The following is a 26,785-nucleotide window of genomic DNA, read 5'->3' on the forward strand; positions in this document are numbered from 1 at the left end:
CTTTATATAAAAGCTGCCTTGCTTGCTTAAGTGTAATGCAGGAAACTGCCTAGATGGAGAGAAGTCCCGTTTATTAAAAACGGGACTTGTCCTTCTTACGTATGAGATTGTATGTATTTAACTACTTCTCCCACAGTGGTGATTGTCTCAGCATCTTCATCAGAAATTTCCATATCAAACTCGTCTTCTAGCTCCATGACCAATTCAACGACATCAAGAGAGTCAGCGCCGAGGTCATCTTTAAATGAAGCTTCAAGTGTAACTTCCGCTTCGTCTACGCCTAGTCGGTCGATGACGATACGTTTTACGCGATCTACTACTTCGGACATCCGGTTCACCTCCTCCATGGTATTATACGAGAATTAAAGATAAAATGCCATACGTAACCGTTTTAATTCATTATTGCTGAATTATCTGGTGTTACATATACATGCCGCCGTCCACATGAATCGTCTGTCCAGTCATATAGGCTGAAGCATCCGAAGCAAGAAAACGGACTGCGTTTGCGATGTCGCTCGGATCACCGAGACGGGCAAGCGGAATTTGGCCAGATAAAGATTGGCGCATTTCTTCCGGCAGCTTGTCCGTCATTTCGGTTTGAATAAATCCTGGGGCTACACAGTTAACTGTAATGCCGCGTGACGCAAGCTCGCGGGCACTAGCCTTAGTAAGACCAATGACACCAGCTTTGGCTGCGACATAGTTAGCCTGCCCAGGGTTTCCGAGCACACCAACAACAGAAGAAATGTTGATGATTCGGCCGGAGCGTTGTTTCATCATAGAGCGAGTGACCGCTTTAATGCCATTGAAAACCCCTTTTAAGTTGGTTTCAATGACTTGGTCAAACTCGTCTTCCTTCATACGCATGATTAAATTATCTCTTGTAATGCCCGCATTATTCACTAATATGTCAACCGCTCCGAATTGCTCGATGACTTCCTTGACCATCGCTTCAAATTCATCTACTTTGCCAACATTAGCTTTTATTACAATAGCGCGTCTACCGAGTGCTTCTACAGCTTGCGCCGTTTCAGCTGCTGCCGCTTCGCTGCCTGAGTAGTTAATGGCAACATCCGCGCCTGCCTCGGCGAGGGCAATAGCAATCGATCTGCCAATACCTCGCGATGCACCTGTTACGAGTGCTTTTTTTCCTTCCAAGCTAGCAAACATCGAATCCCCTCCATCCTATTGTTCATTCACCTGCAGCGCTTCAAGCGCACTGATGCTGTTAATCGAGATGACACGTAGATTTTTGTCGACTTTTTTGATCAGGCCGGCAAGCACCGTTCCCGACCCGATTTCCACAAATGTATCAACGCCTTGCTCGACTAAATAACGTACGCCATCTTCCCAAAGGACAGGTGAATACACCTGCTCTACGAGCAGACCACGTATCTCATCCGCCGATGTTACCGCATTGGCAGTGACATTCGCCACAACAGGAACATTAGCATCCTTCATCGCTATATCAGCTAATGTCGTTTGAAGATTTACAGCTGCAGGCTTCATTAGGGATGAATGGAATGGACCGCTTACTTCAAGAGGAATAACCCGCTTAGCTCCAGCCTCTTCTTTGCCGCGCTGGACAACAGCATCAACACCTGCTGCAGTACCAGACACCACAATTTGACCTGGACAATTCACATTTGCAAGCTCAACAGCCGAGCCTTCAGCTGTAATTGCCGCACAAAGCGCTGCGAGCGTATCGCGTTCAGCGCCGAGCACTGCTGCCATTGCGCCTTGGCCGCTAGGAACAGCTTGCTCCATAAATTGACCGCGAGCACGGACAGTACGAACTGCATCTTCAAAGGATAGGACTCCAGCAGCGACAAGCGCGCTATACTCCCCAAGGCTGTGTCCAGCAACATAATCCGGCTTCAGCCCCCGGCCTTCCAGCGCTTCCAATAGCGCAACGCTAACGGTAAGCAGTGCTGGCTGTGTATTCGCAGTTTGTTTAAGGATATCTTCTGGTCCCTCAAAAATAATCTGGCTTAATGAGAAGCCCAATGCCTCATCCGCTTGTTCAAAAATCGCACGGGAACGATCAAACGCATCATAGGCGTCCTTGCCCATTCCGACAGCTTGTGCGCCTTGCCCCGGAAAAACAAATGCTATTTTACTCATAACGTTTCCCCCTTACACACGTATACGGCTCGAACTGCATCAGACAGTATAGCTCGTTTCGCGGTGATATGTAAGCTCGTCATAAGAGGAAAACTTATAACGTCTTATTTTTTCAAAAAGCTGCAACGCTCATACTACCATACCAGAACGGAAGCTCCCCATGTCAAGCCGCCGCCGAAACCTACAAGCACAAGGCGGTCTCCTTCACTGACACGACCCTGCTCAACGGCTTCAGCCAGTGCAACTGGAATGGATGCCGATGACATATTACCGTATTTGTCCAAATTGACCATCGCTTTATCTTCCGACAAGCTTAGTCTGTTTAAAGCGGACTGGATAATCCGAATATTCGCTTGATGAGGAATAAGAAGATCAATATCTTCTTTGTTTAGGCCAGCTTTCTGCAAAGCCTCTTCAGCCACGCTGCCCATAATTCTAACCGCAAACTTGAATACATCATTGCCAGCCATATGAATGAAATGCTGCTTCGACTGGATACTTTCTTCCGATGCTGGAACGCGTGATCCGCCTCCATGAACCTTCAGCAAGTCTCCACCGCTTCCGTCTGCGCCAAGCACAAACGATTGGAAGCCGCGGCCTTCTTCAACCGGTCCAAGTACAACTGCTCCTGCACCGTCACCGAACAAAATGCATGTGTTGCGATCCGTGTAATCAGTAATTCGCGATAGCGTCTCAGCGCCTACAACAAGCACATGCTTGTACATGCCGCTGGCGATCATACTCGTTCCTGTCGCTAGTCCATATATAAACCCGGAGCAAGCAGCCGACAAGTCGAACGCAGCCGCTTGCTTTGCTCCCAGCTTATCTTGAAGCAAGCAGGCAGTCGAAGGAAAAAACATATCAGGCGTAATTGTAGCAACTATAATGAGATCGATATCTTCTGCCGTAAGGCCAGCAGCAGCAATCGCTTCACGCGATGCATGCAGTGCAAGATCGGATGTTGCTTCTTCTGCTGACGCTAGGCGGCGTTCTTTAATGCCTGTGCGAGTAACTATCCATTCATCATTTGTTTCAACCATTGCTTCTAGCTCTTTGTTCGATAAAATACGTTCTGGCACGTATTTACCAGTACCAATTATTCCGACAGGATGTAAACCCATTTCGCACACTCACTTCCCGTTGATTTCTGATGCGATTGTTTCAATTAATTGTCCTTGAATGGCGCTGCGAGCCTGTCTTACGGCATTTTTCACAGCGAGGGCATCCGAGGAGCCGTGGCATTTTACTACAAGGCCATTCAGTCCAAGCAAAGGTGCACCGCCATGCTCCTTATAGTCCATTCTCTTCTTAAGCACACGCAGCTTAGGAAGCATGATAGCCGCAGCAAGCTTAGTTAACAGCGTTTGACCGAAAGCGTCCTTAAGCGAATCAAAAATCGTACCCGCGGCGCCTTCCATGGCTTTCAACATAATATTGCCGGCAAAACCGTCGCAAACAAGGACATCGCAATTTCGATTTAGAACATCCCTTGCTTCAACATTGCCGATAAAATTCACTGGAGCTTGCTCAAGCAAAGCGTAAGCCGCTTTAGCCATCTCATTGCCCTTCATCGCTTCAGTTCCCACGTTCAGAAGCCCAACTCTCGGCTTCTCCAGTCCGTGAACCTTTGCACGATAAATGCTTCCCATAATTGCATATTGCAGCAGATGCTCCGGCTTTGCATCCATATTCGCTCCCAAATCAAGCGTAAGAATGCCGACATCATCCATCGTAGGCATCATAGGAGCGAGCGCGGGCCGTTCGATTCCATCCATTCGACCGACGACAAGAAGTCCAGTCGCCATCAAAGCGCCAGTATTGCCTGCTGACAGCATAGCATCTGCCTGCTTTTCACGAACGAGCTGTCCAGCAACGACCATAGATGCTCCTTTTTTGCGGCGTACCGCTTTAACAGGCTCATCATCTGGACCAATGACCTCATCAGCATGGCAAATGGTTATATTAGCGGGCTTCTGCCCTTTCATGAGCGGTTCAATAACAGACGTTTCACCAACGAGCAGCAGCTCTGTATCGGGCCACTGCGCCGCCGCGTCAAGCGCTCCTTGCACAATTAAGCCAGGGGCGTTGTCTCCCCCCATAGCATCAATAGCGATCCGCACGTACGTCTCCTCCTTCAGCATCTGTGTCTCCCGCGGACCGATAAATAACAAAGTTACCCTGGAACACCATTTCGTCTCCGACATATGTGAACAGCTCTACCTTCGCCTTGCTTCGCTCGCCCGAAATGGAACGAACATAAGCCTTGGCAATACATTTCTCCCCAAGCTTAACAGGTCGAATGAATCTAATGTCCGCTGTTACGGTAAGTGCAATTTCATCATCTATAATAGCAACGGCAAGTGAATTTGCTTGTGCAAATACGTGATGACCGCGTGCAATGCCCGTTCTGGAGAATACATGTTCTTCACGAATCTCGAATACCGAGATGCCGTTCTTGTCCAATTCCAAATCGACAATATCACCAATCACCTCGTGCAATGCGAGCGAGCGAACGGAGTCGTATGAACGTTCTGCCATCAGCTTCAGACGTTCTCTAAGCTCTGGTATACCAAGCTCCATCCGGTCAAGGCGTATCGTCTGGATGCTTACTTTGAGCAACCTAGTCAGTTCCCGATCCGTTATAAAAGGATTTTCATCAATGTGTCGGGCAAGCTGCTGATGCCGCTGCCGTTTGGGCATTCGTTCGATGTTCGGCACCACCTTTTACCAAATAGTGAATGATAGACAATCTTATATCTGTTCCGCGGCCTTGTGAGGCATCAGTACGATTAGTATATGTATGTTGCTTGATATTATCACCTGGTACTAATTAAGTATATAAAAAAATACGCTCGAGCGCAATGTTGCATAAAAATATAACTGCTTTTTCATCCATTCCCTAGCGTTACACGAATCGATATGAGCAAAAAAATAGCACTTCATCACATGGATGAAGTGCTATCCCAGACATCATTTCTTATTGAGAAATGATCTCTTTTGTTTTGTAATATCCACAAACTTTGCATACGTGGTGAGCCAATTTCAGCTCGCCGCATTGCTCACACTTCACCATGCCCGGTACTGCAAGTTTGAAATGCGTACGACGTTTATCACGGCGAGTCTTGGATGTTCTACGCTGAGGTACTGCCATATTTAACACCTCCTTCAAAAATTCAATCAGCACTACTCTTATTCCTTAAATAGATCCTTTAGCGCTGCAAAACGGATATCAACCTTCTCCGTGGAGCAGCTGCATTTGTGCTCATTTAAGTTCTGTCCGCAAGTCTGACAGAGACCTTTACAATCATTGCTGCAAAGCGGTGCAAAAGGCATGAACAGTTGAAGTGCTTCTTCCACATAAGGCTTCAAGTCCAGTCTGTCCGCATTTACTTCAATGAAATCACTCTCTTCCTCTTCCATATCCTCATCACGGTCTTCGTCAGACGTAGCCCGCTTAAATACTTCAGAGAATCGAATAACCGTATGATCCTTTACCGGTTCAAGGCAGCGTGAGCAGGCAAGCTCGAGATCGATGGCAAGCTTGCCATCCACTTCGATAAACTCTTCGTGCCCAGTTACCTGAAGCGATACATGGAGAGGTCCCGTACGATAAACATCTTGGCGTCCTTTAAAAAGGTCACTAACATCGAGCTGTTCGTCGATTGTAGTTTTCAACCCTTTGGACATTGTTTCTTGAATATGAAACTGCATCAGATCACCCCAAACAAACAAAGATTATTATATCTATCAGACTACTGTTTTGTCAACATTTTCACACGGTTTTTCAATAACACTTGATGCAGACCGTGATTGTGCTCCCTCTCTATGCTATAGTGAAACGACCAACATTTAACAGAGAGAGGATCAAGCGAATGCGCACCGTCGGGCTCATTGTCGAGTATAATCCATTTCACAACGGACATTTGTATCATTTGCAACAATCGCGCAAAATAACGCAATCTGACGCCGTCGTTGCCGTTATGAGCGGCCATTTCCTGCAACGCGGCGAGCCCGCCCTGCTGGATAAATGGGCTAGAACACGTATGGCGCTTGAAGGCGGCTGCGATCTTGTCATTGAATTGCCGGTTGCTTACGCAACACAGGCCGCAGAGTGGTTCGCCTATGGCGCTGTGTCCTTATTAGAGGCGACAGGCGTCGTTGAAAGCTTCTGCTTCGGAACGGAAAACGGTGAGCTTGAGCCGCTGCTACAGGCTGCAGAGCTCATTACAAACGAGCCGCCAGCCTTTAAAGCTTTATTGAAGCAGCTGCTTCAAACGGGAATTAGTTATCCGAACGCGTACAGCAGCGCCATTACCACCTACTTATCGGATCATGGCTATTCCTCTGCCGCTAATTTTCCATTCGCGCTTCCTAATCATACATTAGCGCTCCATTATTTGCTTGCGCTGAAACGGCTAGGCGGCAAAATGGAGCCGCACACTATCACTCGTGAGAAAGCGCAGTACAATCAAGAAACCGCAACCGACAGCCAAATCGCAAGCGCGACCGCAATCCGCAAGCTGCTGCTCGAGAAACGATCTCTTGAGGAAGCGCGCGCTTATGTACCGGAATCCACAACGCGAATCTTGCAGCAGGAATGGGCTAGCGGACGTTGCCCGATCAGCTGGGAGCCTTTTACGAATGCGCTGCTTCACGCGATTGTAACTCGCTCGTCATATGAACTTTCGAACCTGCATGAGATGACAGAAGGATTGGAGCATCGCATTTTGAATGCCCTTCCCAAGCTGCCCTCCCGCCAGTTCGATGACCTGCTAGAAGCTTTAAAAACGAAGCGCTATACGAGAACGAAGCTGCAGCGTTCACTTCTTGCTATTCTGCTTGGACATCAGAAATCTGATTTCACACCGGATAAGCTTGCTTCGGGTGTTGAATATATAAGAGTGCTTGGTTTTACGGAAAAAGGCAAGCTTTTATTGCGACGCATGCGAAATTGTGCCAAATTGCCTGTGCTGCAAAGCGCAGCAAGAGCACCAAAGCCCTTCCGTTATTTGGAGCTTGATACACAAGCGAGCAGTGTCTATTCACTAGGCGTACCGGGCATTCATGCCCCTCAATCGTTATTCCGTGATTTTACGGAAAGACCCGTAACCATCGATTCCTAATCGAAATAAATAAATGAAAATTACCTTTCGTTCCCAGCGAGATAAACTTTTACTTGCTCCACAGCTTCCTTCAGCGTACTAACGCTGACCACCTTCATCGAGGCGTTAAGCGCTTTTGCTTTCGCCTCGGCATCCTTATAGTTATCAGAAGGAACAAGAAACAGCTCCGCGCCTTCCTCGATTGCAATGACAACTTTTTGCTTTATTCCACCGATAGCTCCGACCTCTCCGAGTGGAGTAATCGTGCCTGTCGCCGCAATGCGATGACCTCCCGACAAATCACCGTTCGTTAGCAGATCCAGGGATTGCAAAGCAAAAACGAGACCGGCCGATGGCCCCCCAATATCGCCTACTTTTATACTGATGCGGTTATTGTGATCCGATGGGTCCAAGCCGCGTTGTTCCGTCAAGTTTACGATGCCCAGAACACTCAAGAGCTGCTCGTTAGTCGAAACAGTTTTTAATGTATCCGATGAGTAAGAGACCTGTAGTTGCTGCCCTTTGCGCTCCACATCAAATAAAACGTTTTGCTGCTTATCATACCCTCTCAGCGTCTCAAACAAATCTGCCAAGCTGTTCGGCGGTTTTTCGCCATGAATGCTTAAAAGCTTATCTCCTGCTTTGAATGAACTTTTCAAAGGGTGATCGATAGGATTTACTTCCGTAATAACAACGCTGTTCAGCTTGCTTGCATAGGGTAAACCTGCGTAATGATAAGCAGCTTCAATCGCATTGTTTTGCGAGCCCTGCATGATGATGCTGAGCCTTTGTGCATACTCTTCTTTTGTGTATCCTTGCAGCACATCTCGTTTGAGATGCACATCCATATTCGAATTCCACATCGATTGAATAGTCCGCAAAAAATTAGGCTCCGTCATTTTCACTGCTGTCAGCAAAAAGTCGCCTTTTCCTAAAGCATCTCCCTTTTCAATCGTTACCATCGGTTTAACAGGTACAGCTATCCCCGGCTCATAAACAACATAGGGCGTTGGAGCATATAACAATACCCACATCAAAGCCGCTGTCGATACAGCGATCGTTGCTATTCTGCGAAAATCTGATCGTTGTTTTTGCAATCGCACACCCCGTTCAAACTTCCAATTTGCAAGTCAAATATAGCATTAACTATTCTGAGGCAGACAAGCTGCTCCAAATGGTCTATCCATGACTTTATACGCGTACTATTTAACGTATATGATTGTCCATCTCATGATGCCCTAGCCCTGCCTTTCGGCGTGTCGCATCATTTCTATTTTTGCAGCAGATTAAAGGAGTGGAGTAGCATTGGCTAAAACAGTTATGTTAGCGTTCCTGTCCATATTGCTCGTTGTTGCCATCATCATTCAGCCAGATGCTGCGTTTCAAGCCTCGCTTCAAGGACTCACCGTCTGGTGGAATATTGTATTCCCCGGTTTATTGCCGTTTCTCGTATTGTTTGAGCTTATTGCAGCCTTTGGGCTCACACATGCGCTAGGCTCTCTGCTCCAGCCGCTGATGAGCAGACTGTTTAAACTGCCAGGTGAAGCCGCGCTTGCGATAGTTCTTGGTTGGATGGGTGGTTATCCCGCGGGAGCAGAAGCGACAGCTTCCTTACGCAAAAGAAACGTCGTGACAAAACAACAGGGCCAGCGGCTGCTAGCCCTCGCTCATATGCCAAACCCATTATTTATGCTTGTCGTTATTGGCGCAGGCTTTCTGCACAAGCCCATTGTAGGTGCCATTATTGCTGCAGCCGTATGGATATCCGCGCTATGGGTCATGTTTATAATGACGCTGTTCAGCCGTAAAGAGAAGCCAGGTCAGGAGCGGTCAGATCAGGAACAGCCTGGTCATCAACTAGGTCAGAAACTATCAGCCACAGCCAATGACGTGGAGCATCGCAGCACTATCCTTCATCGTGCAGCAGAGGCATTTCGCCTCGGAAGAGAGCAGGATGGCCGCAGCTTCGGCAAAGCGCTTGGCGATTCTGTTGCAGCAAGCGTTCAGAAGCTTATGATGATCGGCGGATTTATGATTTTTGCAGCTGTGCTTGCAAAATTATCAGAGCCGCTGCTCTCTCCTTGGCTGGATAAGGCTGGGCTAAACTTTATTAGCCAGGCTTTTTTTGAAGGTCATATGGGTGCTTATGCGGCTGCGATCTGGGATGCTCCCGGAGCCGGTATGCTCGGAAATGCTGCCGCTATCGCAACTGTGCTTGCATGGAGCGGACTAAGCGGCATTTTACAAGCTGGATACTCCATTACGGGGACGGACCTTAAGCTGCTCCCATTCGCATTATGGAGAATCATTCATGCTCTCCATGCCTGTGTATTTATGATCATCCTGTGGAAGCCGCTCACTTCAATGCTTCGTCCGATACTCGCACCTGGAGCAACGCCAACGTTGGCGCCATCTAATCCTTACTCTATACAACACACTGTCGCTGAAATCATAAATGCAAATGATTTACCATTTTTATGGCTGTTATCCATATCAGCCTGCATCCTACTTACTCTTATGGGACTGTTTGTATCCCTCATTCTTCTGCCATTCCGGAGAACAGGTAAATCGATATAATCCAAAATAAGATAAACAATGGCTTTTTCAAACATTTATTTAAATTTTCGAGTTATATTTCTCTCTTAGCTGCTTCTCCACAATTGGCGGTACCAGCTCATGCACTGCGCCGTGAAATTGTGCGATCTCTTTGACGATGCTTGAGCTTAAGTAGGAATACTTCGGATTCGTCATCATAAACATCGTATCTATTTCATCATCAAGCAAATGATTAGTTGAAGCGAGCTGCAGCTCGTATTCAAAATCAGTTACTGAACGAATGCCTCTAATAATGACATTAGCTTGCCGTGTTTTCATAAATCGAACGAGCAAATCCCGGAAACTGTCAATTTCCACATTTGGAATATCGCGCGTCACTTCTGTAAGCAGCGCTTTGCGCTCCTCCACGCTGAACAAAGGATTTTTACTCGAATTGTTCAATACAGCAACGATTAACCGATCAAATTGCTTGGCAGACCTTCGAATAATATCCAAATGGCCATAAGTTACAGGGTCAAACGTGCCGGGATATACAGCAACGCGCTCTTGTTTATTCGTTAACATCGGATTCACTCCCGTCTTGATGACTGTCATCGCTGTAATATTGATATATAGAAACGGCAATATCCCCGTATTTCGCATGCTTCAGTTGGTCAAAATATTCCAGCTTCTCCGGGTAACGGTGAGCTGCATCGTGCTCGACTACGATAATCGCATCCGGCTCAAGCATCTGATTTTGGGCAAGCTGTGTCATAAGACTATCCATCGTAATCATTTTGTATGGCGGGTCAAGAAAAACAAGCCGGAACTTTTGCTCCCGCTTCGCTAGCGCTTTCAATGCGCGCTCCGCATCATTTTTATAAATTTCAGCAGCGCTTCCCATCTTCGCCGTTTCAACATTTTGACGGATCGTATCAATGCTTATTCTTTCCCGATCAACAAAAACAGTACGTTCTATGCCTCTGCTCCAAGCCTCAATACCTAATCCACCTGTACCTGCGAACAGATCCAGTGCCATTCCTCCGTCAAAGTAAGGTCCGATCATACTAAAAATAGCTTCCTTAACCTTATCCGTTGTCGGTCTCGTATTCATACCAGGCACAGCCTTAAGCGTGCGGCCCTTGGCCTCGCCCGCAATGACTCTCACTTGCAATTGCCCCCTTCTATCTCATTCCCGCCTATCGTACCATAGAATCCCGTTCATAATAAAGCAGTTGCAACTCGAAAATTGTGGACGCCGCTTGCCCATATCTGTACGACGATATTTTTTTCATTTTGAACAAGTATATTTACCAGTAATAAGGACAAAATAAATTTATCGGCGTCGCAAGATGTCGTAGACAACCGCGGAGAAGACTTACGTTTCCCCATAAGCTCTTCGTCCGGTTTCTCCTCTCCCATGAAAAGGGCGCTCCGAAAGGGGCGCCCGATTTTTTGTGTAAAGCCTTATGTAGCAAGGGTTTTACACTCGCTCGATTTTCTTCAATTACAAGTTGTCGCCCAATTGTCGCCCGTTTTATAAAATAAAAAAATCAACGATCTATCATACCAAGTAGTTTGTTGACTGTTGGAATGTCTGCCGGTGCCCAATTATATGAAGGTAATTCCTTTATATGTACCCATTCCACTCTCTCATGTTCCCTTGCTGTTGGAATACCTGATTCAATGATTGCTAAATATGTTATCAACCTAACTGTTATTTCTTCATATTCATGAGTGACATCTGCTATCTCCTCAAGCACCTGAATTTCACAGCCTAATTCTTCATGTATTTCTCGTATTAAAGCTGTATTCTTCTCTTCCCCTGATTCTACTTTTCCACCTGGGAACTCCCACATCCCTGGGAGAGACATTCTGTCAGATCGTAAAGCAGCGAGTACATAACCCATGTCATCTTTGATTACTGCACCAACTACAATAATTTGTTTCATACTAATTCACCTACTAATTGTTGGGCTTTTTGTTTAAGTATTTGGACATCATTTTGATTATCAACGATGTGCATTTTTTTATGACAGTTAGGACATAATGCAACAGTGTTCAGTATAGAATCTTCTCCACCTCGAGATAACCACTCAATATGATGAGTTTCTAAATAAGGATCTCCATTCTTTTTGTTAAATGGAGCATTCAATTCACATAATTGACACTTTCCATTAGCCCTTCTCCTAGCATATTCAGACACAAATTCATCTCTCTCATATGTTGTAACCGTTGTTTGCCTTTGTGATCTCCCTCTTCCAGCCCTCAGCGCCCTATTCCTTAATTCAGCATCAGTTAATTTCTTAGCTTGTTTTTCATGCTTATCTCTTAATTCATTTATAGTCTCAATAGGTAGTTTAACTTGCTGAGTTTCATCGACCAATTTAACAGGAAAAACCCAGACTTTTCGTAGTTGTTTCCTATCATCTAATTGCTCTTCAGCATAAGGCTTTTCAGATAAATAAACTTGACCAATGAATGTATACTGACCAGATTTAAATACTTCGAATAAATAAACCTCTACAGAATTATGATTTGATTCATTCAAAGTCCTATTTTGCATAAATGTAAGGCTCTGATCCCCAGTACGCCCCATACCTGTATAGTGGAAAACTCCATTTATCCATCGATCATCGTAAAATCCATCCGTATGGTCTGATACAATTACTAATGTATTTGTAACATTAGATTTTCTCATCCCACCTTGAGGGGAACATTTAAAGATATTACAAAGTTGTTCATTGTTAATAATAATTCCTGGTGACAAACCGTGATTAAATGTCATTACTTATATCCCCTTTTCTTTCATAGCCAACCTAATTAGAATTCTTAGTTCACTAAAAAATCCCTGCTCATTCCATATGTTATCTTAAAAATAAAATGAATTGAATCTCTTCCGGGACGCCATTAAGAACTACCTAGATCATTTTAATGATTTACATAAACCCGCTAAAGCCTTGATTAACAAGGATTTAGCGGGTTTTCTTTTGTTTTGCAGATCGTAAGAATACGATAGAATACGATAGGTTTTGATTTTTTTTTACACTTTTTTTACACACTTGTTTAATGTACATAAAGATAAGGAAAAGCCCTTATTAATTATAAGGGCTTTTCAACTTCTTCAATATAATTAACTACCTGCTGACTGTACCTTCATTATATCCATAAACGGAACCTTAATCATATCACCATGATTTTCTACATGAACCGACTTTGTTCGCGAGTCCATCTTTGTTATTTTTCCAATCACAGGTTGATCCCAGTTCCAAACAATTAGCTTTATTTGCAATTCTTCTTTTTGGGCTTCGACCAGACGCTCACCCAATTCCTCCATCTCAAATTCATCTCTCGTTGGTCTTTTCGGTCCTTTTGCTTTTGCCATGTCTACATCCTCCAATTCTTTACGCTGCCTATTTATTGCTACAACATGCTCAGGTAACATCATGCGGCTACTAGACCACATTTTATTGCTCTCTGGATCTAATCGATTAACCTTCTTCATTTAATCCATCCTCGGGGCATTACCGGCTTAGCTGCTTCGCGGTTATATAGCACTTTGAACGTATTAGCTTTTCTATCCCATAAAATAAATCCATCTTTGACTAGTTCGTTAATTGCATCTTTCACCTGTTCCTCTGTCCGCTGAGCCTTTTGACTTAAATAATTGACATCTATTATAGAAGGATCGTTACGGTACACGTTCCACATGACTGTTAAAACTTTGCGCGCTGCATCATCAAGCATGCTGTTTAATCAACTCCACATCAATTATGCTTTCTACATTAAATACACGTGGCGCATTTGCACTTAGGCAAAAGGCTCTGACCTTTCCATTGCGCACGGATAATACCTGAATTGATCGAATTGATATATTCTTTTTTCGGTCATTATAGATGATTTGTACTGTCTGGCCGATATATTTTTCAATCATGACCATCACTCCAATACGAATACTTGTTCTTATAATATACACGAACACACGTTCTTTGTTCAAGTTGTTAGAATTATTTTTTCTTATGTGTCAATCATAATTGAAAATCAAGGAAAAGGTGATTTTATGAATCTCATGACTTTGCCAAAAGTCCCAATGGCTCCGATCACTTCCTCTGAAATACCTGTTGGACCCGAATGGGGATACCAAATAAAATGGGACGGTGTTCGAACACTTGTAAGAATGGATGGTAACGGCGGGGTAGAGATATTTTCGAAAAGGGTTGAACCTAGAAACGATCGTTTTCCTGAAATTGTTGAATTGTTAAGTCCGCTGCGGATCGGAGCCTGTGTGTTAGATGGCGAGATCGCATACTTTGACGGCAGTAGACCTAACTTCCAGCGGGTTCTAGTGGGAGTAAATCGCAAAAAATACGATGAGAATATGATATTTGTAGCTTTTGATATGCTGTATGATGATGGCAAGGACATCCGGTCACTCCCATTTAAAGAAAGATACGCTCGGCTTGCTGCAAAATTTCCTGAGAAGCAGCCGCGAGTTTTTATAACGGATTTGGTATACGATGGCCCTGCACTTTGGGATTGGGTAAATAAGCGTGAGTGGGAAGGAATCATATCTAAGAAGCTGGACAGTCCGTATGTCGAAGCTAAAAAACATAAATATTGGTTCAAGAAGCGGAAAGAAGTTCGAATTACTGCCGATGTCGTAGGCATAAAACTCAAAGCAGGATATGTATCTAGTCTTGTGCTGCGGTACGAGGGTAGATATATTGGTCATGTCTCGGGCATTGATGCAGCATCAAAAAAAGTACTCAAACAATTTATGGAGCAACATCCTGGAGAATGCCCATTCCCTACCCTTTCGGCTGGAATGAAAAAATCTAATGTAGTTTGGCTGGCAGTCCCCTTTCCATGTCGTGTAACTGCCCTTGAGTTTAGTGATTCAGGTATATTAAGACAGCCCAAGTTGCTTGGTTTTGGAGCAGAGGGATGAAAAAAACAAATGAACAAGAAACAATAATCATTGAAATTGATCATGCCTCTAAAGAATTAGACCTTGTTGTAGGAAGAGTTATGCATGGCACGATGGGACCGGAGGAAGTAACTGATTGGCTTGAGCATGATGCAGTTCAGATTTCGGATGTCTTAGAAAAAGCCAGAGAGTATATTGAGGACAAAGAAGAAAAATAAACAAAAACAAAAACACCCCACCAACCGGAATGAAGTGCACCCCTTATAGTAGACATTGGAAAAACCCATATGGGAAACCGATGATACTTTAGGGGTGTATTTTTATGAGAAAAAGAGAGCAACCGAATGTTAAACTAGACTTCATTAAGCTAACGGGCAGTTTAGGTTAATGAATACACCTCTCTTTTCTGGACAAATTAATCTATGTTTGGTGGATTAAGGTAAAGGAAGGGTCGAGGTTCTTGAGGGCAATAATATGCTTTGTAATCCTATTCTCATTGGTTGGAACGCAATTTTGTAATGCAGTTGATGAGAAGCCACTTAAGGACTCAAAAGAATTGCAACTTCAAGATATGCTCGTATTGCTTTTGCTTCCTCATATGAGAGAGAAACTTGCTGAGGCGTATTCGGATGTATTTTCTGTACCAGGTTCACCCGATATTTATCCTTATTTTGTTGATGTGAAGGATATAAAAAGGGTTAATGGCTTCCGTGGTTTTGATTTTTTGATTACTCTTGATGTACGTCCAACAGTTGGACCTCATATCCCTGTCGGTGAAGATGTTTTTATATATCGAATCTCGCCAGCTGGAGTTGAGCTTAAAAATTTTGAACATGTTAGAGGACCAGATAAGAATGATTTCCCCCCAAATTATCAAGATCTTTTGAGGTAACGGGGTACGTTAGTTGAATAACACACCTTAGAGCAGGCGTTACGATAGCCTGCTCTTTTTATTAAACTAATGGGCAGGATAATTCAATAAACCTCTACAGGTAATTATTGACATTCTACATAATTACATGTAATCTGATAATAACATCAATGATATAGTTACGTGTAATCTTTTGAAAGGAGAATGTAAAGTTGGCTGAAGAAAAAATTGATCAAACGGTGGTTGCTGAAGAAGAACAAAAGGTTTTTGATAATTGGGGTAGTGAAAAGGCCGAGGATGAGGATGAAGACCCCGAAAAGGCTTTACTCGAATTACAGGAACAGCGTGATGAGCTTCGAAGACTTAACCAAGCAGGCATGCTCAACGATGAGAGGCTTGCATTTCACGAATCACAGCTTGATCAAGGAGTCCAATATTACGAATACGCCTCTGAAAAATTGAAAGCAACGGGCAAACGAAGCAATGTCATTACAGTTCGTCTAAACGATGAGACGCTTCAACGCCTTGATGACCTTGTGTCAGTCGGTGTTTCCCAAAGTCGATCACAGGCCGCATCCATGTTGATCAGTGAAGGGATCAATGCAAAATTCGAGTTATTCAATGAAGTTCGGAAGCATAACAAGGAAGTCAGCAGTAGCCGTCAAAGGCTACAGCAGATTTTTGAAAATGGATTCAGAAAATTTGAGTAACGATCCGATCGCGTTCGCCTGACAAAAGAGAAGCGAAAATTTGGTTCTTCCTTAAAAATCTCTTGGTGATAGTGATTATTTCTAAGTTCAACCGCTATGTTATGAAGCTAACGGGGAACGATAGTTCAATCATTCATTGAAGTGGCAGACCAGAATTTGGTCTGCCACTTCGTCATTTATCAGTTCATTTCATAGTGCGTTTTTCATTGTCTACAATTTTGGGGCTTGACCACAATGATTAGTGGGCTCTTTTTCATTTTCTTGGTTCAATCTATTATTGGTGAGATCGAAATATGTTTTATCAATTTCGAATCCAATTATATCTCGATTTAATTTCTTAGCAGCCAGAGGAACTGGACCCGATCCAACAAAGAAATCGGCAATTGTTTCTCCTTCAAAACTGCTGTTCAAAATAATATCATCCATTAGCAAAGCTGGCTTTTCAGTTGGATGAACGGTTTTATTCCCAGAAATCCTTGGAATGCTCCAAATGTCTGTAGTCGATCGTGTTGGAATCCTTCTTGCCTTACCGTCACCCTTTACAGCAAATATAATAAACTCATGGCGGAAACGATATTGATGCCCCATTCCCATATGCACTTTGTCCCAAACAATGCAGTTTTTTATAACAAATCCACAGCGCCTCATCCACAATGCCAATTGAGGGTACATACGCCAATCAATAAAAACGTAAATATGATGCCCTGGCTTTAAGATTCGATGAGCTTCACGCAGCCATTGAAAAGTAAATCTTTGATAGTTACGATCTGACAAGTTATCGTTTGCAATAATTGAAAAACGTGGTTTTTTTGATTTTGTTTGAGTCGTGCCACCAAAACCCAAATTATAAGGCGGGTCAGTAACAATCAAATCTATACTCTCATCTTTAATGTACTTCTTTGAACCTTCTATACAATCCATATTATAAATCATTTCTCTTCTCCTATCGAACGTATGTTCTTTTTATGGGTAAAAAAAAACACCAGCCGAATGCTGATGTTTTAATTTTTAAAACTTAGTATAGGTATCTATCTACTTAATTTTATGAATAGCACGCAATGATACTGCTAGAGTGCGCCAGCCTTCAGCAGTGAATTTAGGATCGTGAATAATACTGCCTAAATCAATATACATGAACTCTTCACCAAACCATGGAGGAGCTGGCACAAGGCGCTTTGATTCCACAAGTTCCTCAAGGTGCTTTTCTTGCTCTATAACTAATTTCGCCAAATCCTCATATGCCTTTTTTTCTGATGCTGTCATTGGTTGATCCTCCTCTTTAATAGGCTGCAGTTTTGCCGCAACTCTTGATTTAAACTCCGTCCACCCTGCCCATGTACCGTTGCTATACATTAGTCGAGGGCAAATCTTACCGCTCCAATCATAATGCCGACGTAGCCGATCCACGCCCCAACCGTACTGCTTCAGCAGTTTCGCAGCCAACTCTACTGCGTTACTCAGAGATTTGAAATAGTCTCCACTCTCACAAATCTCAATGCTAATCGATGTTCGATTGCCACTTGCAGCGCCGTTCCCGTCGCCCGCATGCCACGCATTCTCATTTAGCGGCAAACACTCAATGACCTCATGCTCGTCCACAACAAGATGATAAGATGCGGTCCGGGTATTAGACGGGTTCGTGAGCCACGCCCTTTCATTTCTCGCTGTGCTTGTCGGATTCCCTGTGTTGTGAATAGTTATAGATGTTGCTGCCATCAATAGCGCTGGACGGCGGTTATACGATGTACTTTTTGGGATATGATCATTCCCGTACTTAACCACTCTTACCATCTCCTTGTTTTTTCACATAGTTGTATGCTCCGCTGGCTGTAAGTCCGATAATTGATATAAGTGTCATTGCCTCTTTGATGCTATTAGGCACCAAGACGAATACAGCGGCAACAAAAAGAGAGGCGATATGTGTCCACCTCTCTGTTAATCCAAACCCTTTAGCAACGCTAATATAAGCAGCTACCAACACCGCGATTTGTAAAATTTCGGTTTCATTCATTAACCTATCCCCTTCCATAGAAATGAAATAGCTCCAGCGATTAAACCGCCAATAACGGTTCGCCAGAGCCATTTTTGATTATCTTGCACTTCATTTAATCGATGGTGTGCTGATCGTGCGCTTAGTAAAGCTTCTGCTGCTTCTTTTGCCGCTGCCGTAGCTGTTTCTTTCGTTTCTGTCATCGCATCGATTTTCGTTTCAACACGAACCATTCGTTCGCGAATTTCTGATAATACTTGAATATCGTTACCAGTCATACCCGCCACTCCGTTACCCCCTCTATACTTTCATTTTCTATTTATTTAAAAAGACTTGATTACTCAGGTCCTTGTGAAGATTCTTGATTTTGTTTTTTGGATTCTGCGCCCTCTATAGTTTTGCCGAGCCACATTTCAATTTCCTTTAAAATGTTTACTTGTTGAGAACCATGGAACATTGAAATGGCGATGATACATTCCTTGATTTCTTCAACCGGATTATCTACATCTACAACCAATTCAAGCTTCTTTTTAATATCAGCCATTTGATACGACTCCTTTAATTAAAATAACCCCCGATGAGTATCGAGGGTAAGTTTCAAGTAATATTAATTCACTTTTCTAATTCATTAATTTGTTTATTTATACTTACAAGTTTTATTTTAAGTTCATTTAACTCCACTTTCATTTTTTCCGCACTTGCCTTTAATTCATTAATAACTATTAGAGAATCAGGCCGTAATTCACCAGTAACACTATCAATGCCACGTTCTTCTCGGAATGGGATGGTCTCAGTTTCAAGAGTGCGGATACTAAGTTCTAATTCCGCTATTTTCTTTTCTGTATATGATTTATCTACCTTCAACGCCCTTAACTTCTCAACTTGTCCATCATCCGGCAACGATGTTTCAATATTAATCACACCCTTTTTGTATGTTGCTTTCGCGCCTAGCGCTTCGGATATATCTCGTACAGGCGCATAACTTTTCCCTTCAGATATCACAGCACTACTCAGTTTTTGTCCATTAACTACAACAAGCGCTTCACCTTCAATTTTTTTACCAATTTTCGAAATACTATCAGCCAACACTTGTCCTGATGCCATAAGTAGCGCCCCTGCTACAAAGGATATAACAACCTTCTTCATTATTCGACCTCTTCTCCCAATTTTTGAGTTTAGTATAACACTCAGTTTTGGGCATGGCTATGACTAGCTGCTACAGACCAAAATACACTTCCAGTGACTTCACCTTGACTATTAACAATTGCAAGCCTTGTTCCATCAGGTATACCGTGATTGTGTCCACCTGATAAACCTGTAGAAATACCTGATATCGCTTTAGCATTGAGGTCTTGTTGAAGTGTGCGATTTGTTTCCATGTTATTCAGCTGTGACCAATTATTTAAGTTCGTTTTATTTGAAAGATAGATCCCACCACTTGCCTGTATTTCAAAATCGCTATTTGCCAAAATCCCCATTCCTGCCAGTGAAGCTACTCCGTGACCAATAGCTAAATTCGCATTACCTTGATTCATCACTAACGCTGGGGCAGGATTTGAACCAAAACCCCTTACCGAAGTAAACAATGCATAATTGCTAGCATTTTGATAAACTCCAAACAAATTACCTGTATTCGACATCTCGCTTCTTGGATAAATGCCTGAATCCCTCGTTTGTATTTTTGCCCCTGTCATCGTTCCGCCAGTAATAGTCCCATATGCTGATATATTCCCTGAAAACGATCCACTTGTTGCATGGATATCACCGGCTATTGTAGCTTTACTCGCTAACAATTCCCCTGCCATATTCACCCGAAATGGTGAGCTGCCGAAATCTTGATGACCTAGATGAATGCCTGCTTGGTTCGCTTTAAAGACATTGTTACCTACCCCAATTTCAATCTCGATGAAATTCCCTAGCTTACCTATAACTTTTTCCGCTACCAATCCCGCCGCAGTTAACGCCGCATCAGCTGTGACACCGCCATCTCTTGTGATATAAAGCCCTTTAGATGAGAGCACGACTTGATCATTCGGAATCATCTTGCTTCTCAGTACAATACCGCGAGGATCGTAAATGATTTCAGACTTAGAATTGTTAATGTCATAAACGGCTTGAGCAGCGAAGTTTTCAAACACTTCCGTCCTTACTTTCCCACCGCTCATGATATTGTCTACAATCTTTTTCGAATCATTTAAATCTGCAAGAATATCCTCATAGTCCCGTAAGAGATAGTTGGCTAGTACCATATCGGGCTGTTTGGCAGGATTAAACAATGGTTCCTTTAATTCAATTACCCTTGCTTCAATTCCGTTTACTTGCATTTCTGCATCAAATGTTTTGATTGTATCTCCTAAAAAAACCTCCGGCTCCTCTTGATCGATTCTATGCAAGTCAGCTACATTAATAGGAACATCAATAGCGGGAACCTCTCGTTCTCTCATCGACTTACGTACAGCCTTAAGAAGCTCGATCGGGTCCTCGATTTCCTGATTAATATATTCCCCATCGAAATAGGTATTAGTGGTGTTCGACCAATAAGCTGCATAAGGAGAAATTAGGTAGTTCACCTTAATCACTCCGCCAACAATCGCACTTGGCACTGCATTTAATAAGGCGTACTCTTCACTCGTTAGATTTGATGCTGGAAGACCGATGAACGTCCTGCCGTCTTTCATCTCACTAAATAAGCGCGTAACAAGCGTACTTGCGCTGTCCTTAAAGTTAATGTTGATAATGTTCTTCTTCAGACGCGCTTGATAGCCCCGATTCATGCCGATTTGCTTTTTTATGTGAATCACAAAATTATCCGGTTCGATCTCGCAGCCATATGTGTTGATGATCTTATTGAGCGCCTGCAGGCAATCCCCCCTTCCAAAATCTTTAATATCTTTTAGGTCAAATGTGTCATCAATAGTAAACGTGAATTTACCACCTGTTGCAGCTGAAACAGCGTTTAAAAGGGTTGAGATATTAACGCCGAACGCTTCAGCGATATAAGACGAATAAGGAAATTTGAAATCAGCGAGCTTGAACATGATATGCGAACAAACATATTCAACCATACGTTTTACGCCTTCCCTTTTTCTAGACCGCTCGTTAATGACATAATATTGCCCGCGATCATCTTTGACGTGTCCTTTTATCGGGATGATATCAAAATCCTCGCTAGACATTGGAAGAAGGAAAGATAGCTCATAATCACTATTGATACGGCGGCGGCGTTCAATTTCTGATGCATCAGCAACCGCCCCTAAGTGATTTAGGTTTTTGTCGTATAGAGCCAGTCTTTTCAAGCCATCACCTCAATATAAATATTTATCTCGGAATGTTAACCTCATTTGAACCGATCGACCGGATGCCGGATCGGTATATGTGATTTTATTACTTTCTGGATGGAAGTCGAAGAAATCACCGTTATAGCCGGTAATCACTCCGTTTTTCGTTACCTTAAGTTTTTGAGCATCGATAACTATTCGGTCACCAGGAGCAAACGCTCCAGCAATCTCGATATATTCAACGTGGTACCTGCTACCTGCTGCAATCATTTCTGATATGGCAGACATAACAGCACCGCCGCTTATGATGTTACGTATGAACGATGATTCAAACTCTGTAATGGCTTTCATCTCAGCAGCTGCAGTAATAGCCCGCAAAAAAGACGCCTCCATTGCGGATAGCGTCTCCATCGTTGTACTCGTCTTTATCTGCCGGATTAAGCTTGCTGACATTTCGGTTGCAGACTCCATGATTGATCGACCATATACATTAACTGAGATCGATCGATTAAATGGAGTGCGGTTAAATGCTCCTCCAAACATAGATTACCTCCTACTCATAGTCCTTGCCGGATATTTCTTTGTATTGCTCTGGTGAGATCCACCCTTTTAAGGCCACAGCCCTCCGTAATGCAGACTCATCTATTTTTTGAGCATCCCATAATCGCTTAATGGATTCAAACACTGCTTACACCCCCTAGTGCATCCATAACCAGTGAGTCAATTGCTGCTTGCTGTGCGGCTGTCTGGCTTAATAATTGTTCAATAAGCAACTGTTCGTCAGTCTTAGGGAGAGGTGCATTCGCAGCTGCCTCTTCCTCTGGAGTCGCGCTCCTAGCAATGACGTCTATCAAAATACCGTCCTCAGTTACAAGCGTGAGATACGGTGCGTATTCATTTAACTTTTGAAAGATTATTGCGCCTTCTGGCGTTGTTTCATCAATTTTATAGCTATTTGGATACATGTCTTCTGTTATCCAATCAGCTAAATCGAAACTACCATTTCTATGAACTGCTAACATGTTCATCCTCCTTATCTGTATGCAATATAAAAGTAGACTTTGCCTGACTCATTAGTTTTCGGAAACCCTTGCGTACTTACGTATGAAACATTAAACTTTGGCGATAGGTTGAGCACTGCAAGGGGTGAACTTCCTGCAATACTTATTGCTTGATAACTGTTTGATGCCATGTGAATGGCTAGTTGTTCGATAGTGGGAGCAGCACTTCTAGCAAACACAGTTACATAGCTCGCTTTAAAAGGAAGCTCTACATCACGACCCGTTGTCCCATCACCCATATATGTTCCTACAACGAATGGCATGTATCCAGTATGGTACACTTGTTGACTCCCAAGCGCTAAGAACATTTCTCCATCGTCGCGGATAGTTGCGACTACCGTCCCGTCTTTTCGTTTGAAGGGATAACGCCATCCGGTTCCGTCACCAAACCTAATACCAACGGCGTGTGGTGAAGAGCCGTTTTCAAATGTTACATCTCCCGTCATTGTGCCACCAGCCAAAGCAAGTTTTAAATCCGCATACGCTTTATTTGCGATATCATCAGCTGCACTAGGCGTTGCTACTTGCGCCCTGGCGTTAGTATCTCGTTGGATCATACGGCTAGCTGTAGGTGTACTGACAGCGCCGTGAACACCTGAGGTAGCGGTGATATGCAAATTTGTTGATTCTAACGATATTGCCGGAGGCGTAAACCAGTTCGCCTTGCCTGTTATCGCTTTAATCATATTAGCGAGCTTACTCCATAACCTAGTAGGCGTATCAGGTCCAGTCGCAGCTGCTACCATATCGTCAATTGTTCGATTACCTATTTTTGCATCAGTAACTGAACCATCTGGATGATCTAGCGTTTCAACTGTTCGATGTGTATTCAAATCAAAGCGTGTATTCGCGGCATAAGCCTCATCAAGCATAAGACGCCAGTCTTGTACGCTGTCTTTTGTTTTAATATCAGTAATGTCTTGCGTGTTTTTAGCAACCGTACCGCCTAAAGTGCTTTGGTAGGTTAGGGTTGCATCGATGATGTTTGTTGTCATTTTGTACTTGTCTAGCGGCTGATAGGTGACGGTGTATTCTGCGGTAGCATCAAAATCCGCCTCTAAAATTTGTATTTGAGCAGTTATATTACCGTATCCACCACTCGGATTCGGGTACTTAGCTTTGCTTTCGACAACTCCGTTTTTATAAACACTCATGATCATTTCAGCTTTGTTTTTAAACCATGAAGCCGGAAAAGCATTCGCATTTATATAATAAACTCCGTTGTTTAAGATTGGATTTGCTTTCTCTCGAATAACAACTCCCTCAAGCAGCTCGATTTGATTACCTCCAGCTTGCAGCCCGATTGACCCCTCAGCTACAATCGTTTCTTCTACCGACGTCGCAAGCTGATAATCAAGCATGTACGGTGTGTACGATAGTGATCTTGCGGTAGGTAAAACACTGACGTTTAGTTCGACGTCGAGATCGAAAGCGTCAGTATTGATAGTGGATGGTACAACCAAAGTGTTAGTACCTGGCTTGGCATCCCCCACCTTCAACGGAGTCTTCTGATCGTATAAACCAGTACCATTCACAGCGTACCCCTGCATAGTTCCCGTGTTAGCTGTAGTTCCTATGTGTATCGCGGTGTTAGTTACTCCTTTTGCCGTGGGGATCGCTGGAACGGTTACGTTGATCTGTTGCCCTTCTGTGATGGTTATAGGCACCTCATTCGTACAAAGAGTACCTCCTGCGCCATTAACCCATCTATACGAGACGTAATAAGTGCCAGCTGGTAACGTATTTCCGGTTCCCGATGCTGTAACTACGGGCAACACACTAGGATTTTCAATCAATGCCGCGGCGTCTGCGTAGGCGATGAAATGGACAAAACCGTTCGCGTCGATAGCACCTGTTATATTCGATCCGACCATAACAATACTTAATTTTGTAATAGCAGCATTCCCATGAGATACCGCATTAACCCACGCCCCACCAGTAACCGAAAACATAGACAAGCTCGCCTTATTTCCAGCTGGCCCGCTACCCGAAACAAAAGCATTTGGTATTAACTTGGATACATTAGCTTTAAGCCATGCCACACGCTCAGCAATAGTTACTGAGGAACCAAACAACCATGAGCCATGTTTACGAATAACGTGTTCGATTAGGTTTTTGGAAAACTTCATTTGTGCTATATTTGTATTTCCGTTAGAAGGGTTATATACAATCCCGTCTAACGTTTTAATTTTATCCAAATTCGCTTGGATCTCCGCGCTCCAGGATGCAGAGTTAGGAGGCAATAATGTAGGACTATAACCATGTACTACGCTGTGCGGATTTTCCACAGTGCTTCCCGCGATTTTGCCCTCGAAATCCGCTTTCGGACTAACCAAAGGTGTCCACTTTCTCGGCCCCACTAAATACTTAGTCCCTACCGTTCCGTTATTGATCTGCCAGCCGTTGAAGAATGCTGAAATTTCCGTCGCTAATGGCGTGTAGGCGTCGTCAAATCCCGTTTCGTTGTCTGAAACTATAAGGTCATATCTGTCATTAGATACCGATCCATATGTGTCCACTACGGGAGCGTCGAACATTGACCCGGAAGAGGCGTATGACAATATCTTGCCGTCGTACTTCGTCAGCGAACTATTTTGCGGTATTGTAACACCGCTTGCAGCGACGTACCTTTTCACTCCAGCGTAATCAACAAACGACCATGTTAACGAACCATCCACTTTCACACCTGTCCTATATCTCCGCGTAACCGTTCCTAGCGCGTCGTTGTACGTGTCGCGAACGCTGCCGTCCACGTTAGAAGCAAGGACGGTCGGCAACATTAGATAGTCGTCGTTTTGTGGTTCAAATTGCGTTGCAACGCTGCCTAATTCCAGTTGCGGATTGGTGAACCTTGCAGTACCGACGATTGCACAACGGAAATATAGACGAACTTGATTTCTTGCGCCGCTGTTGAAAGATCTAGGTGTATTATCATACGTGGATAATACGGTCGATGCATCGATATTGTAAACGGCTATCGTCGCGTTAGTGCCGCATATACAACTGAATGTATAATTCGTATTCGGCACCACGTCTGCCACAATAGAACCATTACCAAAAGCTATACTTGAGACAAAATCAATAGTATAGGGATCTATAACCACTGCCGTGTAACTTGTTGATAGCGGAACACTTGTGAATGGAGCCACGAGGTTCTTACCCTTCTTGCGAACAGCCGGATTGCGCAAGTGTTTCACGTCACCCACGTACGGGAACTTGTCGCCAAGATTCTCGCCTGTGTACTCTGGATCTACGTCGATTTTCGCATATTCCGCTGCCGAAACCTCGTAAAGGCGAGCGCCTTCGAATTGAACCCAATTTGTTGAACCCAACGGATCTTTATTGTACAGCCTGTAATATCCTGAAGTTATCGTTGTCGCTGGGTTGAATTTAACGTAAAGTGTTTGCTTTGTTGCCGTTGCAGTAACTGCTTTTTCAACATATGTCGCGTCATAATCACATCGTATCGACGCCGCAACTGACGTATTCCCCGCTAGCTCAACAAGCGAAACGTAATATTTTCCAGCCTCAAATGTCACTAAACTGCGGTATACCCCTCTTGTCATCCCGGTATCGGATGCAAGCGCCGTGATACGTTGTGCCTTACCTCCGTAAGTGTTGGCAACAGAAGCGATTGTCTTTTCTCCCGTTGAGTTATTGGGGAACCATTCGTCTGCTATTCCATCATTATTAGAGTCGTTTTTAAAGCTTCCGCTTCTGCCTAATCGATTTATCAGTGTACGTCCACCAATCATCACATCAGTCGCACTCGCCTGAGACGTATTAATATTATTAATTCCTCGTTTAATCGTTGCAGGTATTGTGGCCGCTTCAGATTGCATGGCATTTAGTGTATCTATATTCTGCCTTGCAGAATCCCAATCTGCTGCTGTAAACATACGAGCTATCTTTGTGCCTGTCGGCCAACTTCTCGCAGTTGTGCCGTTGTAACCTCGCGTTACACCTGTAAGGGTATTTCCGGTTTTACCTGTATAAAGAATTGTCTCCGCTGTCTCGTCAACACCAATAACTGCAATGTTCGGTGCATCGGGTAAGATTGTACTAGCAACGCTCTGCAAAGGTATTGTTGTTACGCTGGCATTAATAGCAGCTGATAGCTCCGTTTGATAACTATTTGCAACACCTGGATACATCGGAAGTAAATTTGCCATGTCATGTCCTCCTCT

At 43.7% G+C, this 26,785-nt stretch carries 33 protein-coding genes; 6 read left to right on the forward strand and 27 right to left on the reverse strand.

Translation table 11 applies throughout. The annotated features are described in order from the left end of the window. Positions 1 to 95: 95 nt before the first annotated feature. The 8 genes from AC1DM9_RS13370 to AC1DM9_RS13405 form a co-directional block, all read right to left on the reverse strand. Positions 96 to 329 carry an acyl carrier protein gene (locus AC1DM9_RS13370; protein ID WP_053375686.1) on the reverse strand — a complete coding sequence of 78 codons (234 nt, stop codon included), beginning with the start codon at positions 327 to 329 and terminating at the stop codon, positions 96 to 98. A gap of 91 nt (positions 330 to 420) precedes the next feature. Then, positions 421 to 1,170, reverse strand: coding sequence for a 3-oxoacyl-[acyl-carrier-protein] reductase (gene fabG, locus AC1DM9_RS13375; RefSeq protein WP_076268333.1), 750 nt, complete (start codon positions 1,168 to 1,170; stop codon positions 421 to 423). A gap of 15 nt (positions 1,171 to 1,185) precedes the next feature. After that, complete coding sequence (gene fabD / locus AC1DM9_RS13380; protein WP_477580366.1) at positions 1,186 to 2,124, reverse strand: ACP S-malonyltransferase; 939 nt, start codon at positions 2,122 to 2,124, stop codon at positions 1,186 to 1,188. A gap of 134 nt (positions 2,125 to 2,258) precedes the next feature. Beyond that, the gene (locus AC1DM9_RS13385) at positions 2,259 to 3,245 is read right to left on the reverse strand and encodes a beta-ketoacyl-ACP synthase III (RefSeq protein ID WP_076268331.1); all 987 of its coding nucleotides are present in this window, start codon (positions 3,243 to 3,245) and stop codon (positions 2,259 to 2,261) included. A gap of 9 nt (positions 3,246 to 3,254) precedes the next feature. Then, entirely contained in the window at positions 3,255 to 4,244 is a 990-nt protein-coding gene (gene plsX, locus AC1DM9_RS13390; RefSeq protein WP_430054995.1) for a phosphate acyltransferase PlsX, read from the reverse strand. Next, on the reverse strand, positions 4,228 to 4,824 hold the full coding sequence (gene fapR / locus AC1DM9_RS13395; protein WP_441881325.1) for a transcription factor FapR: 597 nt from the start codon (positions 4,822 to 4,824) through the stop codon (positions 4,228 to 4,230). Before fapR ends, plsX begins: the two co-directional genes overlap by 17 nt. A 277-nt stretch (positions 4,825 to 5,101) precedes the next feature. Beyond that, on the reverse strand, positions 5,102 to 5,275 hold the full coding sequence (rpmF, locus tag AC1DM9_RS13400; RefSeq protein ID WP_006036546.1) for a 50S ribosomal protein L32: 174 nt from the start codon (positions 5,273 to 5,275) through the stop codon (positions 5,102 to 5,104). A 38-nt stretch (positions 5,276 to 5,313) separates the two neighbouring features. Further along, positions 5,314 to 5,799, reverse strand: a complete 486-nt coding sequence (locus AC1DM9_RS13405; protein WP_477580369.1) for a YceD family protein — start codon at positions 5,797 to 5,799, stop codon at positions 5,314 to 5,316. 197 nt (positions 5,800 to 5,996) lie between these two features. On the opposite strand from AC1DM9_RS13405, the gene AC1DM9_RS13410 reads away from it, so the two are divergent. Beyond that, positions 5,997 to 7,247 carry a nucleotidyltransferase gene (locus AC1DM9_RS13410; RefSeq protein WP_477580371.1) on the forward strand — a complete coding sequence of 417 codons (1,251 nt, stop codon included), beginning with the start codon at positions 5,997 to 5,999 and terminating at the stop codon, positions 7,245 to 7,247. 20 nt (positions 7,248 to 7,267) lie between these two features. Here the strand turns inward: AC1DM9_RS13410 and AC1DM9_RS13415 are convergent, their stop codons facing one another. Next, positions 7,268 to 8,323 carry a YlbL family protein gene (locus tag AC1DM9_RS13415; RefSeq protein ID WP_477580373.1) on the reverse strand — a complete coding sequence of 352 codons (1,056 nt, stop codon included), beginning with the start codon at positions 8,321 to 8,323 and terminating at the stop codon, positions 7,268 to 7,270. A gap of 208 nt (positions 8,324 to 8,531) precedes the next feature. Here AC1DM9_RS13415 and AC1DM9_RS13420 point away from each other — a divergent pair, with 208 nt between their 5' ends. Then, the gene (locus AC1DM9_RS13420) at positions 8,532 to 9,803 is read left to right on the forward strand and encodes a nucleoside recognition domain-containing protein (protein ID WP_477580375.1); all 1,272 of its coding nucleotides are present in this window, start codon (positions 8,532 to 8,534) and stop codon (positions 9,801 to 9,803) included. A 39-nt stretch (positions 9,804 to 9,842) separates the two neighbouring features. On the opposite strand, the gene coaD is transcribed toward AC1DM9_RS13420, so the two are convergent. From coaD to AC1DM9_RS13455, 7 genes are all read right to left on the reverse strand, one after another. Then, positions 9,843 to 10,346, reverse strand: coding sequence for a pantetheine-phosphate adenylyltransferase (gene coaD / locus AC1DM9_RS13425; RefSeq protein ID WP_076268326.1), 504 nt, complete (start codon positions 10,344 to 10,346; stop codon positions 9,843 to 9,845). Continuing rightward, positions 10,333 to 10,929 (reverse strand): 16S rRNA (guanine(966)-N(2))-methyltransferase RsmD, encoded by a 597-nt coding sequence (rsmD, locus tag AC1DM9_RS13430; protein ID WP_441881336.1) that lies wholly within the window; start codon positions 10,927 to 10,929, stop codon positions 10,333 to 10,335. Before rsmD ends, coaD begins: the two co-directional genes overlap by 14 nt. Positions 10,930 to 10,982: 53 nt before the next feature. Beyond that, positions 10,983 to 11,183, reverse strand: coding sequence for a hypothetical protein (locus AC1DM9_RS13435; protein WP_076268324.1), 201 nt, complete (start codon positions 11,181 to 11,183; stop codon positions 10,983 to 10,985). A 131-nt stretch (positions 11,184 to 11,314) separates the two neighbouring features. Beyond that, positions 11,315 to 11,713: a (deoxy)nucleoside triphosphate pyrophosphohydrolase gene (locus AC1DM9_RS13440; RefSeq protein ID WP_477580378.1), complete on the reverse strand. Its 399-nt coding sequence runs from the start codon at positions 11,711 to 11,713 to the stop codon at positions 11,315 to 11,317. Beyond that, on the reverse strand, positions 11,710 to 12,549 hold the full coding sequence (locus tag AC1DM9_RS13445) for an HNH endonuclease (protein ID WP_477580380.1): 840 nt from the start codon (positions 12,547 to 12,549) through the stop codon (positions 11,710 to 11,712). The genes AC1DM9_RS13440 and AC1DM9_RS13445 overlap by 4 nt, the downstream gene beginning before the upstream one ends. Positions 12,550 to 12,894: 345 nt before the next feature. Beyond that, positions 12,895 to 13,206 carry a YolD-like family protein gene (locus tag AC1DM9_RS13450; protein ID WP_477580566.1) on the reverse strand — a complete coding sequence of 104 codons (312 nt, stop codon included), beginning with the start codon at positions 13,204 to 13,206 and terminating at the stop codon, positions 12,895 to 12,897. 56 nt (positions 13,207 to 13,262) lie between these two features. Further along, the gene (locus AC1DM9_RS13455) at positions 13,263 to 13,508 is read right to left on the reverse strand and encodes a hypothetical protein (RefSeq protein ID WP_477580382.1); all 246 of its coding nucleotides are present in this window, start codon (positions 13,506 to 13,508) and stop codon (positions 13,263 to 13,265) included. 322 nt (positions 13,509 to 13,830) lie between these two features. Here AC1DM9_RS13455 and AC1DM9_RS13460 point away from each other — a divergent pair, with 322 nt between their 5' ends. The 4 genes from AC1DM9_RS13460 to AC1DM9_RS13475 all read left to right on the forward strand — a co-directional run bounded on the left by AC1DM9_RS13460 (position 13,831) and on the right by AC1DM9_RS13475 (position 16,269). Continuing rightward, entirely contained in the window at positions 13,831 to 14,709 is an 879-nt protein-coding gene (locus tag AC1DM9_RS13460; RefSeq protein ID WP_477580384.1) for an ATP-dependent DNA ligase, read from the forward strand. Then, on the forward strand, positions 14,706 to 14,906 hold the full coding sequence (locus AC1DM9_RS13465) for a hypothetical protein (protein WP_477580386.1): 201 nt from the start codon (positions 14,706 to 14,708) through the stop codon (positions 14,904 to 14,906). The genes AC1DM9_RS13460 and AC1DM9_RS13465 overlap by 4 nt, the downstream gene beginning before the upstream one ends. Positions 14,907 to 15,184: 278 nt before the next feature. After that, complete coding sequence (locus AC1DM9_RS13470) at positions 15,185 to 15,580, forward strand: DUF3888 domain-containing protein (protein WP_477580388.1); 396 nt, start codon at positions 15,185 to 15,187, stop codon at positions 15,578 to 15,580. A gap of 191 nt (positions 15,581 to 15,771) precedes the next feature. Beyond that, complete coding sequence (locus AC1DM9_RS13475) at positions 15,772 to 16,269, forward strand: hypothetical protein (protein WP_477580390.1); 498 nt, start codon at positions 15,772 to 15,774, stop codon at positions 16,267 to 16,269. Between the two features lie 210 nt (positions 16,270 to 16,479). On the opposite strand, the gene AC1DM9_RS13480 is transcribed toward AC1DM9_RS13475, so the two are convergent. From AC1DM9_RS13480 to AC1DM9_RS13530, 11 genes are all read right to left on the reverse strand, one after another. After that, the gene (locus tag AC1DM9_RS13480) at positions 16,480 to 17,202 is read right to left on the reverse strand and encodes a DNA-methyltransferase (RefSeq protein ID WP_477580392.1); all 723 of its coding nucleotides are present in this window, start codon (positions 17,200 to 17,202) and stop codon (positions 16,480 to 16,482) included. A 99-nt stretch (positions 17,203 to 17,301) separates the two neighbouring features. Beyond that, entirely contained in the window at positions 17,302 to 18,060 is a 759-nt protein-coding gene (locus AC1DM9_RS13485; protein ID WP_477580394.1) for a peptidoglycan recognition protein family protein, read from the reverse strand. Beyond that, complete coding sequence (locus AC1DM9_RS13490; protein ID WP_477580396.1) at positions 18,044 to 18,280, reverse strand: hypothetical protein; 237 nt, start codon at positions 18,278 to 18,280, stop codon at positions 18,044 to 18,046. Before AC1DM9_RS13490 ends, AC1DM9_RS13485 begins: the two co-directional genes overlap by 17 nt. Continuing rightward, positions 18,280 to 18,537, reverse strand: a complete 258-nt coding sequence (locus AC1DM9_RS13495; RefSeq protein WP_477580568.1) for a hemolysin XhlA family protein — start codon at positions 18,535 to 18,537, stop codon at positions 18,280 to 18,282. Before AC1DM9_RS13495 ends, AC1DM9_RS13490 begins: the two co-directional genes overlap by 1 nt. Positions 18,538 to 18,596: 59 nt before the next feature. Beyond that, positions 18,597 to 18,803, reverse strand: coding sequence for a hypothetical protein (locus AC1DM9_RS13500; protein WP_477580398.1), 207 nt, complete (start codon positions 18,801 to 18,803; stop codon positions 18,597 to 18,599). A 68-nt stretch (positions 18,804 to 18,871) separates the two neighbouring features. Then, positions 18,872 to 19,405: a hypothetical protein gene (locus tag AC1DM9_RS13505; RefSeq protein WP_430059958.1), complete on the reverse strand. Its 534-nt coding sequence runs from the start codon at positions 19,403 to 19,405 to the stop codon at positions 18,872 to 18,874. 41 nt (positions 19,406 to 19,446) lie between these two features. Beyond that, positions 19,447 to 21,555, reverse strand: a complete 2,109-nt coding sequence (locus tag AC1DM9_RS13510; protein ID WP_477580400.1) for a phage tail spike protein — start codon at positions 21,553 to 21,555, stop codon at positions 19,447 to 19,449. Positions 21,556 to 21,564: 9 nt separating this feature from the next. Next, the gene (locus AC1DM9_RS13515) at positions 21,565 to 22,080 is read right to left on the reverse strand and encodes a phage distal tail protein (RefSeq protein ID WP_477580402.1); all 516 of its coding nucleotides are present in this window, start codon (positions 22,078 to 22,080) and stop codon (positions 21,565 to 21,567) included. 10 nt (positions 22,081 to 22,090) lie between these two features. After that, the gene (locus AC1DM9_RS13520) at positions 22,091 to 22,222 is read right to left on the reverse strand and encodes an XkdX family protein (protein WP_477580404.1); all 132 of its coding nucleotides are present in this window, start codon (positions 22,220 to 22,222) and stop codon (positions 22,091 to 22,093) included. Next, entirely contained in the window at positions 22,215 to 22,559 is a 345-nt protein-coding gene (locus AC1DM9_RS13525; protein ID WP_477580406.1) for a hypothetical protein, read from the reverse strand. The genes AC1DM9_RS13520 and AC1DM9_RS13525 overlap by 8 nt, the downstream gene beginning before the upstream one ends. An 11-nt stretch (positions 22,560 to 22,570) precedes the next feature. Next, positions 22,571 to 26,770 (reverse strand): hypothetical protein, encoded by a 4,200-nt coding sequence (locus tag AC1DM9_RS13530; RefSeq protein ID WP_477580408.1) that lies wholly within the window; start codon positions 26,768 to 26,770, stop codon positions 22,571 to 22,573. Between the last annotated feature and the right edge of the window lie 15 nt (positions 26,771 to 26,785).

The organism is Paenibacillus sp. 01T431 (assembly GCF_056398625.1).